13 protein-coding genes are annotated in these 15,885 nt (G+C 59.0%); 1 reads left to right on the top strand and 12 read right to left on the bottom strand.

The annotated features are described in order from the left end of the window. Window positions 1-5: 5 nt before the first annotated feature. The 7 genes from HMPREF1531_RS09110 to HMPREF1531_RS09080 are packed head-to-tail and all read right to left on the bottom strand — an operon-like array spanning window position 6 to window position 6,450. The gene (locus HMPREF1531_RS09110) at window positions 6-731 is read right to left on the bottom strand and encodes a VOC family protein (protein ID WP_016669657.1); all 726 of its coding nucleotides are present in this window, start codon (window positions 729-731) and stop codon (window positions 6-8) included. A 31-nt stretch (window positions 732-762) separates the two neighbouring features. Next, the gene (locus HMPREF1531_RS09105) at window positions 763-1,974 is read right to left on the bottom strand and encodes a glycosyltransferase (protein ID WP_016669656.1); all 1,212 of its coding nucleotides are present in this window, start codon (window positions 1,972-1,974) and stop codon (window positions 763-765) included. A 21-nt stretch (window positions 1,975-1,995) separates the two neighbouring features. Continuing rightward, window positions 1,996-2,631: a sugar O-acetyltransferase gene (locus HMPREF1531_RS09100; protein ID WP_016669655.1), complete on the bottom strand. Its 636-nt coding sequence runs from the start codon at window positions 2,629-2,631 to the stop codon at window positions 1,996-1,998. A gap of 25 nt (window positions 2,632-2,656) precedes the next feature. Beyond that, window positions 2,657-3,841, bottom strand: a complete 1,185-nt coding sequence (locus HMPREF1531_RS09095; RefSeq protein WP_016669654.1) for an isochorismate synthase — start codon at window positions 3,839-3,841, stop codon at window positions 2,657-2,659. A 28-nt stretch (window positions 3,842-3,869) separates the two neighbouring features. Further along, window positions 3,870-4,652, bottom strand: a complete 783-nt coding sequence (locus tag HMPREF1531_RS09090; protein ID WP_016669653.1) for an ABC transporter permease — start codon at window positions 4,650-4,652, stop codon at window positions 3,870-3,872. Then, complete coding sequence (locus HMPREF1531_RS09085; RefSeq protein ID WP_016669652.1) at window positions 4,649-5,440, bottom strand: ABC transporter permease; 792 nt, start codon at window positions 5,438-5,440, stop codon at window positions 4,649-4,651. The genes HMPREF1531_RS09090 and HMPREF1531_RS09085 overlap by 4 nt, the downstream gene beginning before the upstream one ends. Before the next feature lie 2 nt (window positions 5,441-5,442). Further along, the gene (locus HMPREF1531_RS09080) at window positions 5,443-6,450 is read right to left on the bottom strand and encodes an ABC transporter ATP-binding protein (protein WP_016669651.1); all 1,008 of its coding nucleotides are present in this window, start codon (window positions 6,448-6,450) and stop codon (window positions 5,443-5,445) included. A gap of 523 nt (window positions 6,451-6,973) precedes the next feature. Between HMPREF1531_RS09080 and HMPREF1531_RS09075 the strand changes: the two genes are divergently transcribed. Then, window positions 6,974-8,068 carry an NADH:flavin oxidoreductase/NADH oxidase gene (locus HMPREF1531_RS09075; protein WP_016669650.1) on the top strand — a complete coding sequence of 365 codons (1,095 nt, stop codon included), beginning with the start codon at window positions 6,974-6,976 and terminating at the stop codon, window positions 8,066-8,068. Between the two features lie 18 nt (window positions 8,069-8,086). On the opposite strand, the gene HMPREF1531_RS09070 is transcribed toward HMPREF1531_RS09075, so the two are convergent. From HMPREF1531_RS09070 to HMPREF1531_RS13950, 5 genes are read right to left on the bottom strand one after another with little or no spacing between them, the layout of a single operon-like run. After that, window positions 8,087-9,313 carry a glycosyltransferase family 4 protein gene (locus HMPREF1531_RS09070; protein WP_016669649.1) on the bottom strand — a complete coding sequence of 409 codons (1,227 nt, stop codon included), beginning with the start codon at window positions 9,311-9,313 and terminating at the stop codon, window positions 8,087-8,089. Next, on the bottom strand, window positions 9,310-10,512 hold the full coding sequence (locus HMPREF1531_RS13015; RefSeq protein WP_051123365.1) for a lipopolysaccharide biosynthesis protein: 1,203 nt from the start codon (window positions 10,510-10,512) through the stop codon (window positions 9,310-9,312). Before HMPREF1531_RS13015 ends, HMPREF1531_RS09070 begins: the two co-directional genes overlap by 4 nt. Before the next feature lie 41 nt (window positions 10,513-10,553). Further along, a complete protein-coding gene (locus HMPREF1531_RS09055; protein ID WP_016669647.1) occupies window positions 10,554-12,506 on the bottom strand; it encodes a glycosyltransferase in 1,953 nt (650 codons plus the stop codon). Next, window positions 12,503-14,350 (bottom strand): HAD-IA family hydrolase, encoded by a 1,848-nt coding sequence (locus tag HMPREF1531_RS13010; RefSeq protein ID WP_016669646.1) that lies wholly within the window; start codon window positions 14,348-14,350, stop codon window positions 12,503-12,505. The genes HMPREF1531_RS09055 and HMPREF1531_RS13010 overlap by 4 nt, the downstream gene beginning before the upstream one ends. Then, a complete protein-coding gene (locus HMPREF1531_RS13950) occupies window positions 14,347-15,813 on the bottom strand; it encodes a glycosyltransferase family 2 protein (protein WP_036897634.1) in 1,467 nt (488 codons plus the stop codon). The genes HMPREF1531_RS13010 and HMPREF1531_RS13950 overlap by 4 nt, the downstream gene beginning before the upstream one ends. Window positions 15,814-15,885: the final 72 nt, after the last annotated feature.

Genomic DNA, 15,885 nt, shown 5'->3' with positions numbered 1-15,885 from the left:
TGTTCTCAATTCTGCCGGATAGTTTCTTGAAATTCGCCGGGTGCGATGGTCACCCCACAGGTGACAACTTGGTGATCGAGGCCGATCAAAGAGAAATCAGCTGCAGGTAGAAATCCTGAACGCCTCAGCCGTTCTGGGGCTTCCCCCAGCAAAGCAGTGACCTGCATCCATTCGGTATCGGTGAACTCACGGGCCACCCAATCCACACCACGTGCCCCATTGGGGTGGGCACAGTTGCCTGGATTCTGAGGAATATCGTAGGCTGATGCGACTAGCGGCAGGGCCAGTGGATCGAGGGCCATAAAAGAGAAACGGATCCGGGATCCATCAATTGTGCTGGCGCGCGATGACTGCATCACCCGGGTTCCTCGCACTCCGGGAATGGCCTCCACCACTGCCCGGCACCGACCAAGCTGGTCAGGATGAGCCAGTTTCTCGTCGCGGGGGATTATGACGATGTCACAGAGTCCATCCGGAGCATCTACCCAAGCTGCAAAACGACGTCCCATCGGACGACCGAACAGTAAACCCATCACCGGGGTAATGAAACGCAGCCGGTCCATGGTGGTGAACAGTTCCAGGAAGGGCCCTTCATCAAACCATATGAAAGCATTTGGCGCATCGGTTCTCCAATCTACATCAAAGCCCTCATAGCGAAGATCTTCCACCGCAGTAGCGATATCGCGAACCCGAATCTGCAAATGGCTAATTCGAAAAGCGATGTCATTCATTAATACTCCTTAGTCATGGCAAATAATGGACCTAACACCCGGTGGCCATCAGCTTTTCAATTAATTCAACAGCAGCGTCGAGACCTGGCTCCGCAGCCAGTTTTGCGGCAAGGTCCCGAGCAGCCGGATCATAAGTTCCCCTGAGCAGTTCATCGATACGCTCAGCCAGCACTTCACGGGTCAGTTCTCCTCGTTGAGCATCAATGTAATCTGGACCGGCACCATTTCTATGCACTGCCTGCGCATGGAATTGTTGGTCTCCGCCAAAAGCCACCACTAAGCAAGGGAGTCCGGCACGCAAAGCTGCACCCGTTGTACCCAGCGATCCGTGACACAGCACCGCGCGGCATCTTGGCAGCACTGCTGCAAAAGGAATCCGGCCGACGGTGGGCAACCCATCAACCACCCCTGGACGATGGTCTGGATCGACGATGATCGCCCGCAGGCCTCGATCAACCAGTATTTCCCGGATCCAGGACCAAAGGTTTTTCATACGTTCCGAGGCGACACTTCCGAAACTGACCAATATCGGTGCCTCACCGCACAGCAGGAAATCTTCGATCTTTTCATCAAAAGAATGAGCCACCGGGTTTGGATCAAGCCACTCACCAGTGACATGGATGTGCGGGCCCCAGGCAGGATCCGGCGGGTTAAGAAAGGGACTGAACTGATAAATGGTTTGTGGTGCACCACTATCTGATGCCCCGTATCCCAGTCTGAGGCGATGACGCCAAGACTTCATCACCGGCAGCATCGCCCAATGCATCATGAGGTTGGATAGGTGATGCACGATAACTGCAAGCACAGTGCCATCAAGGCGACGAGGATTCACCAAGCTGTATGAGCGGCATGGTTCAGTCGGATAGACCTGAACACGCACAGTGGGTATAGCCCGCGAGGCACCCAACAAGCGTATGACCTCACCAAACTGATTGTACAAAGCAACATCGACCCCATCCATGGCCGGCTCCAGTGCATCGAAAATGGCCGGGTCGCTGAGCAACTGTCGTATGCCTCGCACAGCATCCAAGGCCCCACCACTGTCCCCCAGCAGGCGGCGCATCATCTCTTGGCAGTCACCGGGAAGGACAACATATCCGATGCCTTGTTCCTGGACTGACCTAGTAAATTCCTCGAAACCGGCAATCACCATCTCATGGCCACGGTCAACAAGTACCTTGCCAAGATGGATAAACGGAAGCAAATCACCATGCGAGCCCATCACAACAGCAAGAATCTTCATGCTCACAAAGAACCTTCACATTCACTGATGTTCATCAGACCACATAGGAGGTTCCGGAATGTACGGTTCATCCAGCAAGCGATCTGCGGGGCCGATTCCACGAACCACCCGACAAGGGTTGCCTGCAGCGAAGACCATTGGAGGAACGTCCTTGGTGACAACGCTGCCGGCCCCAATGACGGCTCCATGCCCGATGGTCACACCGGCGGTGACCACACAATGGCCACCGATCCACACGTCTTGTTCGATGGTGACGGCTCCACCAGTACAGAACATGTTCCTGCGCTCGTCGGGATCCAAGGCATGGTTCCCAGCGAACAAAGAACAGTTCGGTCCGATCATCACATTGTTTCCGATAGTTACCGGAGACATGTCGAGGATGGTGACTGAATGATTGAAAGTCACATCGTCGCCAACAGTGATATTGGTGCCATACTGAACGCGGAAGGGGAGAAAAACCATCATTCGCTCACCCATGGAGCCCAGCAGGTCACGCAGGGCTTCACGTTTCTCGTCGTACTGGGTGGGCCGTAGCTTATTCATTGCATGACACTTCTCTGCAGCCGCCATCATCTCCTCATAGAGCGACAGATCATCAACAACCCGGAAGGGCTGACCAGTACGAATCTTTTCTTCTATCTGTTCACGCGTGTCCATAATTTATCCTTGTCAATCGGGTGGGTCAACCACTGGCATCGGCCGCTGGGTTTCCGGAAGTATGAAGGTCGGCTGTAAGGGGATTAACCAGTTCCCCGAGAGCCCTGATGAAAGTCATCATCTTTGTTGCGGTCTCACTAAGCTCTAACACCGGATCAGATACAGATATAATCCCTGCCCCGGCAAAAACAATTACATGATCTGCACGCAACACACCAGCACGCAAGACCAGCGCCCACTCACAGTCGCCGCTGGAATCCATCCAACCGATCAAACCTGAAAAAAGCCCTCTGTCGAAATTTTCGTGCCGCGTGATAAAATCGCGCGCTGGATCACTGGGCCACCCACACACTGCAGGAGTTGGATGAAGCTCGTAGAGTAACTCCATGGGGGAATATCCTTCGCGCAGCACGCCCTCGATTAGGGTACCCAAGTGCCACACAACAGGAGTAGCAACAAGTTGCGGCTCTGATGGAAATTGAACTTCATCCGTATGCCGACGAAATACTTCTATCACAGTTCGGGAAACATGTGCGTGCTCAATCAGATCCTTATATGAAAGAAGCAGGGCCCGAGCAGCTTCAGCATCACGCACCGGATCGCTGCTTCTCGGAGTCGTTCCGGCGAGCGGAAAGGTGCACACACGAAAATCGCTGCACGAAAGCACGAGTTCAGGACTGGCTCCAAGAAGGACACCAGGTTCCTCAAAAAAACCGCCCATTTTTCCGTCAAAATCAAGGCGAAAGACATAGGCGTCAGGATTTTCTTTCCTCAGATGCGCGAAAAGTTTCCCAGGACTTGGCGCCGGAGAAACTTCCACATTCAAGCATCGCCCAAGGACCACCTTTTCCATAGTGCCAGAAATGATTTCTTGAATGGCCTGATTTACCATTTCGCAATAATTATCAGGATTTGGCCACTGCTCTGAGATATCCAGCTGGTTAGTCGAAAAATCAACGAGATTCTGAGGCGACACTTGCTCCACGACGACATGTGCTGGACGATACAAGAGCCCTGGGCGACGGACATCGAAGGGAATCGCTCCAACAATTATTTCCGGGGCTTCTTCTGCCCCTTTAATGGACGCATTCATCACCTCCTCAATACTTTTGGCCACTTCCTTGCCTGTCCAAGCACGCGGGATGACTGTGGCTGCCACTCCAGTTGCGATCATGCTTCGTCGTTTGGACACGAATTCGAAATGCGACATTAGCAATCCCGTACAGTTGCGAGGACGACTACTTGGACACCTTAAGTGCTTTGCGACCTAAAACCATCAGACTGAGCAAAATCAATCCTCCGAACCACACCACGAACAAGACGATGTCAGAAGTACTCAACCGGCTGTTGATCAGCGCATCGGTCAGGGAGGTCACCGACGTTAGTGGAGACAAGTCGACAACAGGCCGCAGTATTTCTGCATACATGTCACGCGGCATCATTGCTGTATTGAAGAACATGGCCGCCATAACCAGAGGCGCAAAACTCATCGCGCCCTGAGGAGTGTCAACCACGAACCCAAGCATGACGCCAACAGCTCCGGCGGCCACAGACACCACGGCAAGGACTACGAGAGTACCGATCAGGCCGGTGAACGTACGGAAATCCGCGCCATAAACTAGCCCGGTGACTACTGCGACGGCCATCGAAACAAATGACGTCAAGGACTCCGCAAGAATTCTTCCCACCATGCTGGTGGATTGGTTTCCCGGTAACGTTGTCAGCCTGTCAGGGAGTCCTTCATGGCGTTCCTGGACGATATTTCCTGCCCCCATGAGCCCTGCCGTGAAGGCCTGAGAAACCGCGATCATCACGCACACCGCAGTCATGTCCATTGAAACGCCGCTGAACTGCTCTACCATGCCTGAGAACATCACCTTGATGATGACCATCATCAAAATCGGCATCGCCAAAGTGGACATGACCTCTGCCGGCGAACGACTCCATCGCTTCAACAGACGCCCGGCATGTACCCCAACGGCACTTAGCCAACCAATGCGCAGGTCTTCCCGATTTCTCATGCCTGCCTCCTGAAGGTTCTCGATACCCACCAGCTCCCGGCCACCAACCCGAACACCAGCCAACCCAATGCCTCCCAGCCCTCATTACCCGGGGTGAGACCGTTGAGGAAAGCACGGTTCGTATCGATCATCACTGAGAACGGCATGTGCTTGATGAATGGCTCCAACCAATCAGGCAGAGCCGCCAAGGGGATGAATGCGGTGGACATCATCAACAGCGGCAATTCGATCCCTTGGATGAGGCTGGCCACTTGGACGGGATGAGCCGATCTCAACGAGAGCCCACAGAAGACGAGTACCAAGACCTCTCCCATCAGCAATGCCACCAGGCATGCCATCAATAACCCACCGATACTGTCCGGCTTCGCCCCGCAACCCAGGCCTATGGCAACGATTGCTGTCAGCGACAACAAGGATCGCAGCAGATCGGTGATCATTCGCCCGCCCACCGCCACCAGAGCCCGGATGGGCATGGCTCGCATGCGGGCAATCAGCCCGTTCTCAACATCCACGGCCAGCGCCATCGCCGAGCCACCCGCAGCGAACATGACACCTTGGAACATCGCGGCTGCCATCAGGAACAAGGCATAATCGAACCCAGCCGAACTCGCCGCGTGTCCGAACACAACCCAGAAGGAGAGCATCGACATCCCAGGGATTACCAAAGCTGACACCAAAGATGCGCTGTTGCGCCGCAGGCGCAGATTGTTGCGCCACACAGCGCCTACGAGGGCCCGCACATTTGATGGTCTCCGGCCGCTCACCGGGTCGGTGATCACGGTAACCACCGTCACACCCCCTCGACCGGTTCGGTACCGGACACGAAAGCCGTTCCCAAGAACACATCGTCCAACGAGGGCGGGGTAAGCGAGGTAGATGTGATCTCAATGCCCGAAGCGATGATCGCACGGTTAGCCGCAATGAGGTCTTCAGCACCGTTTAGCGCGGTAAAAGTAACTTCTAGAGCATCAACAGTGAAGTCATCTTGTGCTCGCCCAAGCACACCGGGAAGCACACTGGTGGCGACCTTCTGGGCAAGCGTCGCCTCGTCAAGACCGATTTTGCAGATAGACGCCCCGAAGCGTTGCCGCAACTGTGCCGGTGATCCTTGAGAGACCTTTCGTCCCTCACGCAACAAGACGATGTCGTCAGACAACCGCTCTGCTTCGTCCAAGTACTGGGTCGTGAGCAAGATCGCAACGCCTTGGCCCCGCAGTTCGTCGACCATCTCCCACAGTTCCCGGCGCGACAATGGGTCGAGACCCGTGGTGGGTTCATCGAGAAACAACAACTGCGGTTCCACGATCAGCGAAGCCGCTATGTCCAACCGCCGCCTCATACCACCGGAGTACTTGGCTGCGCGCTGTCCCGCGGCATCGGCAAGTCGGAACCTCTCCAACAGTTCATCGGCGCGTTTGGCAGCAGCGGCCCGGCTGAGCCCGTTGAGCCGTGCAAAGAAGATCAAGTTCTCTTTACCGGTCAGTTCTCCATCAACAGCAGCAAACTGACCGGTGAGGGATATGCACTGACGTACTTGACGCGGTCGGGTCACGACGTCCGCCCCACAGACGGTAACCGTCCCTGCGGTAGGCAGCATCAGCGTGGAGGCGATATTCACTAAGGTGGTCTTGCCCGCACCATTGGCCCCCAGCAGTGAAACAACTTGCGCAGGGTGAACATCGAAGCTCAGACCCATCAGCACTTGTTTAGCCTTTGTTCCTCTGCCGAAAGTTTTGCAGAGATCGCGCACGCTCAGCGCCACCTCACCCGCTGGGACGATCATGCCGGGGTCAGGCATGTGCTCTCCTTCCATGATTCGTAGACCGACGAGGTGCAGCGACTACTTCGTCATCACGCCTACGCCACGAGCATCACACACTTTAGCTTAGCCTTACCTAACATGTCTAAGTGTTTGCGTTGATACCCACTGCGATAGCTCGGCAGCACCACGGCTCTGGTACCCACCTAACTCACGCGGTATCCACGCGCACTAGGGAGCGATCGCTTATGAAACCATGCGTGACTGGATCTACGGGCGGTACCCACGCGCACTAGGGAGCGATGGCAACTCGGCCGCACTGACCTCCGGCTTCCTATCCCGGCCCGAGCACACGTAGTTTTGTCAGATGACGAGACCGTGGGCTGGCAAGCCGCAGTTCCTCCATGGCCCTTTTGCGTCCGTCGGCGAGCGTGCGAATCAGCTCTGCTGGGTGCGTTGGTTGCCGCGGCTCACCCGCCGCTTGCCGGTTCCGACGGAACTCGCATGAGCCGCATGTGCCCACGAACTCCAGAGAAGAGCATCCGATGAGAGCGAGGAATCCATGACCAAGACAACCTTCGAACCGATCACCCTGCGCGGAATAACCGTGCGCAACCGCATCTGGGTTCCCCCGATGTGTCAGTACTCCGCCACCGGGCGTGACGGAAAAGTCACTGACTGGCACATCGAGCACTATGGTGCATTGGCCCGAGGTGGCTTCGGCGCCCTCATCGTAGAGGCCACCGCAGTGGTCCCCGAGGGACGGATTTCACCCTGCTGCCTGGGGTTATGGAGCGATGAGCAGGTGGCCGGGCTGACAAAGGTGGTGGATCGAATCCATGCCCACAAAGCTACGGCTGGTATCCAGTTGGCCCACGCCGGGCGCAAGGGTTCTGTCGCCCCCGAGTGGGGTTTCGGCACTCCCGGAACCTCCCTGGACGAGGAAAATGGCGGGTGGGCGACCGTTGCCCCGTCATCAATCGCCGCAGCGGGTTTGAAAGCCCCAACCGAGATTGACGGGGCAGGTATCGATGCCGTTGTGGCGGCCTTCGCCGCCGCCGCAGTTCGCGCGGTAGAGGCCGGTTTCGATTTCGTCGAGATTCACTCGGCCCACGGCTATCTGCTGCACGAGTTCTGCTCCCCGCTATCGAACCAACGCACCGATTCCTACGGCGGATCCCTGGGAAATCGGGCACGGCTACTGCTGCGGGTGGTGGATGCGGTCCGCAAAGTGGTACCGGAGCAGATGCCGGTGCTCGTTCGCTTGTCTGGAACCGAATGGGTGGATGGCGGTTTCGATATCGACGAAGCCACCACCGTGACGGGCTGGTGCGCCGAGCGTGGTGTTGACTTGGCGGATATCTCCTCGGCAGGCAATGTTCCCGCCGAGATCCCGATCGGTCCCGGTTACCAGGTTCGGTTGGCCTCGACTGTGCGAGAACGAACTGGCGTTCCGGTGGCCGCGGTCGGCATGATCGTCAATGCCTTCCAGACAGAGCAGATCATCGCCAGCGGCGCAGCCGATGTCGTCTTGGTCGGTCGTCAGGCGTTGCGTGATCCGGCTTTTGCGCTGCATGCTGCCGTCGAACTCCGGGTCGGCATCGACTACGTTCCGGCTCCCTACCGCCGGGCCTTCCGACAGCTTCCCGGTGCCTAACCGGCCCAGTACTGCCGGTCAGCCGAGCACTTCTCGGTAGAGTTCCAGAGTCTGCGCGCAGGCCCGTTGCCAGGAGAACTGTTCGCGCGCCCAGTCACGCCCGGCTTCTCCGACACGACGAGTCCCTTCGGCGTCCTGAAGCCAAGCGATCAGGGTATCCCCGAAGCTCTCCGGATTGCTCTCGTCAACCCGGATCGCTGTCGGGGTACCCTGCTCGGGGGTACGGAAGAAGACTTCGGAGAACCCGCTGCCCAACACGCAGGGACGAGCCAAAGCCATCGCCTCCACCGCCACCAACCCGAAGGGCTCGTAGAGAGAAGGAAAGACGCATAGATCGGCCATGGCGTAGTGATCGGCTAACCGTTCCTGGTCGACGAAGCCGGTGAGAATCACATGGTCTCCCAGCCCCAAGTCGCTGACGAGTCCCCGGACCGCATCCTGGTTGCCCTCCCCCACCACGACCAACCGGACATCCGGAACCCGATCGGCCACCACACGCAACGCCCGGATCAACGGAAGGATTCCCTTCTGCTTGTGGAGTCGCCCGACGAAGACGAGCAGTGGCGCGCCGGGGTCGATCCCAAGTTTGGTACGCAGCCTATGGCAACGCTGCACATCGACTTGGCGCTCCTGGCCCACGTAGCCGCTGCCGTGCACCACGTGACGCACATGATCTGTATCCCCCCAACCATTGTCACGCAGCACCTGAGCGGTCTCCGGGGTGGGGGCCACGACCAGCCGGGAGCGCCGGGCCAAGTGTTTTTCTATCCTGGGGAACAGGCTCAGGGGATCGCTGATGGAACGAACCGGGGCCAGCCCGAACTCGGTGGTGTGGACGTGAAAGACCAACGGAATCCGCAGCACGTGCTCGACGAAAGCCATCGCGATGAAATTTGTCGAGTCATGGGCACACACCAAGTCGATTTGCCCTCGGCGTTTGGCAACCCACAACGCGGGCAGATGCCGCAGGTTGGTCTCAATCACCCCCAGAGCGAAGGCGAAGAAACCCGACCGTGTCTCCCGGTTGATCGAGTGCTTGCGAGTAGCCAGCCGCAGCACCCAAGAAATGGGGCGATGTACCTCCAGCCCGTCGCGGCGTTCCCATATCTGCAATCGTCCCGTGTTCAACGTGTGAACGCTCATTTCCTCAGTACGAGCGAGCAGTGGGAACAACACCTGAGCGTATCTACCCAAGCCCGCCGTCACATTCGGTGGGTACTGGGTGATGAGTACTGCGATTCTCATCTCCGGGCTCCTTTCGTGACCCCTCCACGATCTTGGTTCCATCCCGCGATGAGAGCGATCGCAGAACTGATCACCGCGCTTGCGGCCGCGAACGCCCACAGCCCGGCCATCGGTGTGGCAGATCGAATGATCACCCACAGGCACACGATCCCCACTGGGAAGCCGAGTGACACCGCTGCGAGATGGCTTCTTGATCCATGGCTTCCGTCCATGGTGAGCACGAACCCCAGCAGGATCATCAGACAATGCATCGCAATTCCGGCACCACTGACCACCATGGCCACGACCGAGAACCCGTATTGATCACCAACCAGCAGACACAAAGGCGCGCATACCACAGCGAACCCCAGGGTTCCTGCCCCCAGCAGCAACGGGGTGTAATCACGCACCCATTGCAGGGCCGTGCGGGTATCGGTAACCGCCAACCGCGGCAATAATGCTAGCCCCACACCATCGTTCATGAGAATCCCGGCCAGCCTCCTGGGCATCCCGTTGTAGACCGAGTACACCCCCACCGCCGCGGGGCCCGCATAGTGCATGAGCATCATCGAATCGACGGTGAACAGGACGCTGAGCAGCAGTGATGTCAAGGTCACCGGCATGCCGTGGCCATACAGTTCATGAACCGATGACCTGACCCAGCCATGGGGCCGGGCACCGGCAATCAGACATGCCGTCGCCCCGGCAACGACGGTCACGACGGCGAAGGCATCGACGAATGGTAGGCAGTGCCGCACTCCACGTAGCAGCATGACCATGGCAATCAGCGCATATCCGATCGCGGCTGCCAGGCGCACCGCCGCCGAGGTGGCGAACCGGCGTCTTCCCCTCAGCGAACAGTCCCCTAGGGCATTGATGCTCTGGGCGACGGCGAGGGCGAAGGCATGCCAAGTGATCTCTGTAGGAATTCCCCAAGCCACGTACAGGAGTTTGCCGATTCCAATCATGGCGATACTCACGACCCCGATCGTGGTGAGCACGACGGATAGTGCGGTCCCCATGAGCCGGGTGGCCTGCACCGGATCGGCGGTGGGCAATCGGTGCATCACAGCCATGCCTACATTCCAGGTGAGCAATCCGCTGCCCGCAACGGCCACCGTCGACACAACGGTATAGGTGCCGAACTCCGCCGGGCCCAGCCAGCGGGCTAGTCCGAGGGCCACCACTGCGACGAGCCCGGCGGAGACCGCACTGGTCACACTCGATGCCAGGACACGTCTCGACGGAGGACCCGTCGTGCTCATCCGATTACCGATTCGTAGAGACCCAAGGTCTGTGCTGCGGTGCGGGCCCATTTGAATCCCGCAGCATGATGCTGCCCGGCGCACCGCAGCCTGGTACGCAGTCCGGGATCGGTGAACACCGCATCAATGGCTTCCACGATCTCTGCTGCGTCGACTCGCTCAAGTTGGATGCATGCTCCGGCTTCCGCACCGGAGACCTCCGGTGAGTAGCCGGGCCCCAGGATCGTCGGGGTGCCCAAAGCCATGGCCTCGATTCCCACGAGTCCGAACGGCTCGTAACGCGACGGCAGAACGCATACGTCGGCAGCCTGCATCCATTCATAAACCTGACGCGCGGGCAGGAAACCAGGAGATTGCCAGACTATCTTGTCCAAGCCGAGATCCGTGATGACCTCATTGAGCGGTTTCTCATCGGCGCGCGGATGATCGGCTCCGAGGAGCACCACCCGGAGCTCCGAGTAGCGTGTCGCCAATACGGAAACGGCCTCCAAGAAGTCATGGATCCCCTTGTGGGGGCGGAATCTTCCGACGAACAGAAGCGTCTTCTCCGCTGTGGTGGCATTCTGTTCGCGCGTGCCGCAGGGAAGGGAGCTCCGGACGGAGGCCAACTGCGGGTCATCAGCCCCATGGTGAATAACGACCATCTTGTGGGCGGGGAATCCACGAGCCACTAAGTAGTCACCCAGCATCCGGCTTGGAACGATGACCTTGCGGGCAAATTTGGCCATCGTGTTCTCCAGGAACCTGGTCAGGTACCCCAGCCAGGACGGGTACAGGTCCATCTCGGTGGAGTGGACGTGGAAGACTACGGGCAACCGACTGAGGACCGCAACTAGGATTCCTGCCGGGCAAGCCAGCCAGTCGTGGACCGCGATGACCGCTCGGCTACCGGATTGCCTGGTCTCGCCCAGCACAGCGAGCGCGCAGCGCAAGTTATAGCCAAGCAGATACCAGGCCCATCTCCACCGATGGTCCTGAGGCGGGGAGCTCGGCGCGCCAGAGGTTCTCACAACTCGCCAACCATGGAATCTGCGCACCTCGATCGACAGCGCCTCCCGGCCAGCGCCGATTGTCTTGCCCATGCTGTAGCACACGGGGATTGGTTCCAGAAGATCGAAATCACGCGTGACCCGTTGCAGATAACTGCTGAGCCCTCCTTCCACGGGGGGTGGGGCCTGGGTGCACAGGATGTGCAGTCCGGCGTGCAACCCGGACAATCGTCGCCGGGCGAAGGTCAGATCCTCCGGGGTATTGAGGCCGCGGGTCTCCACCGGGTCGCCGACCTCCAGATGGTGCATGTTCCATCCCTCCTCCTGCGCAAGATGAGCCAGGAAGGGCAGGAAATTGATCTCACCTGTCCCCTGACCTGGTGGGAAGGAAACGACGTGGCGCTGCCAAGCTGCTTCGAGGTCCTGGGTGCGCAGCGCAAACAGTCCCACATCACTCCACCCCACCGCGCGAACCGCATCGCCTTCCCGGCTCTGGGCGATGTGGTGTAGCCGACCATCAACGAACACATAGTCGACGTAGGGGTGCCTCTGTTTCACCAAAGGCAGCACGCCAGTATGAGGACCTGCCGCGCCGATCGCATCGACGCAAGCGCGCACTGTGGCAGCCGACAGGTTCACTTGGTCACCCCAGACGATCAGCAGGACATCATGATTCCGCCATACCCCGGCGCAACCGAAGATCGCATCACCCATTCCGGTGGGATGCTGCTGGATGCTCATCGAACAGTTCTCGTGTTGCCCGTCGGCCAGATGATCGGTCATGGTTTCCCTCGCCCCGGGAGCAACGACGATATGGACATCGTCGGCGGATCCCTCCAATCGGTCGAGCAGGATGTCCAGGACGGTGATCCCCGGCGAGATGGGGAGCAGCACCTTGGGGGTGGCGGTACCCATACGCGTTCCCCGTCCGGCGGCGGGAATGACGGCACAGACCTTCATCTGCTCGTCCCCAAACCGGCCAACTCCGCCAGCGTATCGAGGTCGGGCACCCAGCAGGTCCCTTCGATGCCCAGCGGTTCCCCAACCTGGATAGTGTCCAGACCAGCGGCTAGAGCAGCGCTCACCCCGGCACGGGAATCCTCAACGGCAACCGGCCGCAGCTCGGGTGCCGCCAGGTCGAGTGCTCGGAGGTAGACATCGGGCGCAGGTTTACTGCGAGGTACCAAATCACCCGGAACGACGTGATCGACCAGATCTAGCAAGCCGGTTGCCCGCAGGGAGGCCATCGTGGACGCGGCGCTGCCTCCGGAGACCACCATCACTTGGTGACCGGCAGCGTTGAGCTGGGTCAACAGTTCCCTGGCCCCGGGCAAGGTATGAACCATGCCTTCACCCGCCATGCGACGGTAGGCGGCTCGTTTGATATCGGTGAACTCGGTCACCTTGGCGTCGGGGACTCCGAGGAAGAATGCGATGGCTCCGGTGGACTGCCCCAACACGTCAGCGTAGTGGAAGTCTGCTGGGTCCAGATCCGGACAGCAGGTCGAGATTGCCTCCTGGAATGCAGCCTCGTGTGCCGGAGAGGAGTCAACCAAAGTACCGTCGAGGTCGAACATCCAACAGACGGGATCCGACGGAGACGGGATCATCTCGCGCGGTTCAGTTCCGTTGGCATCGACGAGGTCCAAAAGAGCACGCAGGGTATTCGCTCCGTGGTGTTGCGCAGGATGGTCAGGATCGGTCAGATCGGCCTCAACAACCAGTGCCCCACGGTGCTGGCCCCATTCCCGGTGCGCGGGTCGAACTTTCCCGTCGCCGCTAAGCAGCACATGGGTAAGCGCCCTGCGACGGTTGTGGGCATCGCCCAGCCCAGTCAGCGCATTGTCCACGACGTGTTCCGCATCTAAGCCCTGAATATCCTTGTCATGGCGAATGTTGACGAGCAGGCACCTGACTCGTGACCGGCCTTCGACCATGGCTTCTGTCACCCCGGGAGTACGGTAGCTCGGAATGAGCGAGGAGAACTGGGTGCCTGCGGCGAGCACCACCACATCGGCCCGGCGCAAGGCCACATCGGCACGTTTATCAAGGGTGACCACTGCGGCATGGGACGCAAACCATCGCTGCTGGCTGGCCCGGGAGGAACGAGCAAACCGTTCCCGCAATGCGACCGGGATCTGCTCGGTGACCAGGTGAATCCCAGTGATCGGCGAAGCCGACTGCTCGGCAACGATGTCCGCCTCGTCGAAGAGAATCTGACCGTCGGCCTTGCGAGCCATCAGGTAAGCGTTTTCCCCAGAGGTGATGTCGAGCACCTCGATGGGCGAACCGACGGCCTCACCCAGCACCGCGATGGCCTCGTTGAATCCACCGAGACGCAGGTATAACCCTGCGATCACCAGATTCGGCAAGGCACAATCACCGAGGTCAGCATCCGGGGCCACGGTGGTGAGATGGTCAGCGACCGCCGTCAGCCCATCGACACATACCCGGTTTACTTGCACAGGAAGCAGGTCCCAGCCGATCGCTTCCCGCACCCCGCCCGATGCGGCCCGGATGTGGGCCGTCAGATCCTCCAAGGTACTGCCCATAGGCATCCGGAACTCCATCAGCCCCAGTAATGCAGCATCACGGGGATCTGCAGAATCCAGGTGATGGGTGAGGTTCTTGCGGAAATCTGAAGGACCCAGCATTCCGGGAACCAGCCCGCGCAATAGCCCGGTCGACAGCCCATTGTCATAGCCATTGACCAGCAGGGTCGTGTGGATGTCGGGCCGCTTAGCAAGTTCCCGGACCAGCGATGTGCCGCCATGACCGCCGCAGAAGACACAGACCCTGATCATGCCATCACCTCCACTGGAAGACGAAGAAGACCCAAGTGGATGAGCCTCACCCTGGTTGCCAGGTAACGAACAAACAAGTACCTGTCACGGGCTCCCTTCCAGAGTCCCCACGAAGAACGTCCCGAGGCACGCGGTCGGTGCTCAATCTCCACCTCGGTCCAGGACACTCCTCGCAAGATCAGGTTGGACATGATCTCCGTGGAGCAGCTCAACCCGCAAGATTCCAGAGTCATCGACCTGGCCATCTCTCCCGGCATCATCTTAAAAATCGAATTGAAGTCCCGGTAGCTGGTCGAGTGAGTCATGTTGCACACCGCTCCGCTCATCCTTGATCCGAGTCTGCGGACGAAACTGTCGCGTTTGTTGACTCGGCACCCCGAAACTGCGTGGGCACCGGCGACCACTGCCGGGCGGAACCGTTCCAGATTACTCAGCGGGAACTGGCCATCTGAGTCGGTCAGCACCACCCAATCCTTGGTGCTCGCCGCAATAGCGGTCGCGATAGCTGCTCCGGCCCCAAGGTTCTGCGCGTGCTCGACAACGTGCAATTGAGGGATCGTCCGTGCCTTCTCGGCGAGAATACGGTGGGTGTCGTCGGAACTGCCGTCGTTGCATACGACAATCTCCCAGTCACGCACCCAGTTGCTGGTATCCAGGTATCCAACCCACTCATCCACAACCTGCCCGATTCCTGCCTCCTCGTTGTAGGCGGGAGCAACCACCGACAGGTTGACTCCCCCATCAGCAGCTGTACCCGGTTCATGCTGGTTCTCCGCCAGCGGACACCCGCCAGGCTGTACCGCAGGAGGCTGGGTGCCCCCAGCACCGGGTGGGGCTTCATCGGGTTGATCATCGAAGATCTGCATCCAACGTTGCAGGGGCAAACAAGCGAGCAGCACAGCCAGCGGTACATGAGCCACCGTGAACCAGATGGCTTCGGTGAAGCTCACCGGTCGCCCGACGATGACGACAATGTGGGGAGCGTCCAAGGTCTCGGCAATATGGTCAAGGGGATTGACCAGTTGCCACATGACGTCGAGGAAGCCAGAAAAGACTATAAGCACCCCCATGACCGCTACCTTGACAACTCTGCCGGCCGCAGCCCCCCCAACTCGTAGAGCCAGGGCAGTGGTGAGCACAATGCCCGGATAAAGCAACAGGTACAAGTGCGTGTAAAACTCCCCGGCGTGCAGTTGCTCCCGGTCAAAGTAATAGTAGTAGGAGATTCGCGGGATGACATAGCCGGTGAATGCCACGAAAGGCATCACCGACAACCACGTCCATCGCCCACCGCATCGTGGGAAGGTCGCGATGGTAGCGATGAGCAGGAGATAGACCACGATCTTGATGATGAATTCTAACGGCCCGGATACCTCCCTCTCCCGGGGCAACAGCAACCACGTAGCAGCCGTCCCACCGAGTCCGATGAGCCCGCAGGCCAACCAGAACCAGTTCCGCAGCATTGTGCCTACGGTACCGAGGGATTGTTGTTCTCTTGTTTTGTTCACTGGACCGCCTCGTCATTGTGGGGTAAC

The organism is Propionibacterium sp. oral taxon 192 str. F0372 (genome assembly GCF_000413315.1).
Classification (GTDB): domain Bacteria; phylum Actinomycetota; class Actinomycetes; order Propionibacteriales; family Propionibacteriaceae; genus Brooklawnia.
This window is presented reverse-complemented; position numbering and strand designations above follow the sequence as displayed.

Coding starts and splice junctions, on each gene's coding strand:
- HMPREF1531_RS09075 (WP_016669650.1), top strand. CDS start 6,974: ATGACCAAGACAACCTTCGAACCGATCACCCTGCGCGGAATAACCGTG.
- HMPREF1531_RS09090 (WP_016669653.1), bottom strand. CDS start 4,652: ATGAGAAATCGGGAAGACCTGCGCATTGGTTGGCTAAGTGCCGTTGGG.
- HMPREF1531_RS09070 (WP_016669649.1), bottom strand. CDS start 9,313: ATGAGAATCGCAGTACTCATCACCCAGTACCCACCGAATGTGACGGCG.
- HMPREF1531_RS09080 (WP_016669651.1), bottom strand. CDS start 6,450: ATGCCTGACCCCGGCATGATCGTCCCAGCGGGTGAGGTGGCGCTGAGC.
- HMPREF1531_RS09055 (WP_016669647.1), bottom strand. CDS start 12,506: ATGAAGGTCTGTGCCGTCATTCCCGCCGCCGGACGGGGAACGCGTATG.
- HMPREF1531_RS13950 (WP_036897634.1), bottom strand. CDS start 15,813: ATGCTGCGGAACTGGTTCTGGTTGGCCTGCGGGCTCATCGGACTCGGT.
- HMPREF1531_RS09110 (WP_016669657.1), bottom strand. CDS start 731: ATGAATGACATCGCTTTTCGAATTAGCCATTTGCAGATTCGGGTTCGC.
- HMPREF1531_RS13010 (WP_016669646.1), bottom strand. CDS start 14,350: ATGATCAGGGTCTGTGTCTTCTGCGGCGGTCATGGCGGCACATCGCTG.
- HMPREF1531_RS09105 (WP_016669656.1), bottom strand. CDS start 1,974: ATGAAGATTCTTGCTGTTGTGATGGGCTCGCATGGTGATTTGCTTCCG.
- HMPREF1531_RS09095 (WP_016669654.1), bottom strand. CDS start 3,841: ATGTCGCATTTCGAATTCGTGTCCAAACGACGAAGCATGATCGCAACT.
- HMPREF1531_RS09100 (WP_016669655.1), bottom strand. CDS start 2,631: ATGGACACGCGTGAACAGATAGAAGAAAAGATTCGTACTGGTCAGCCC.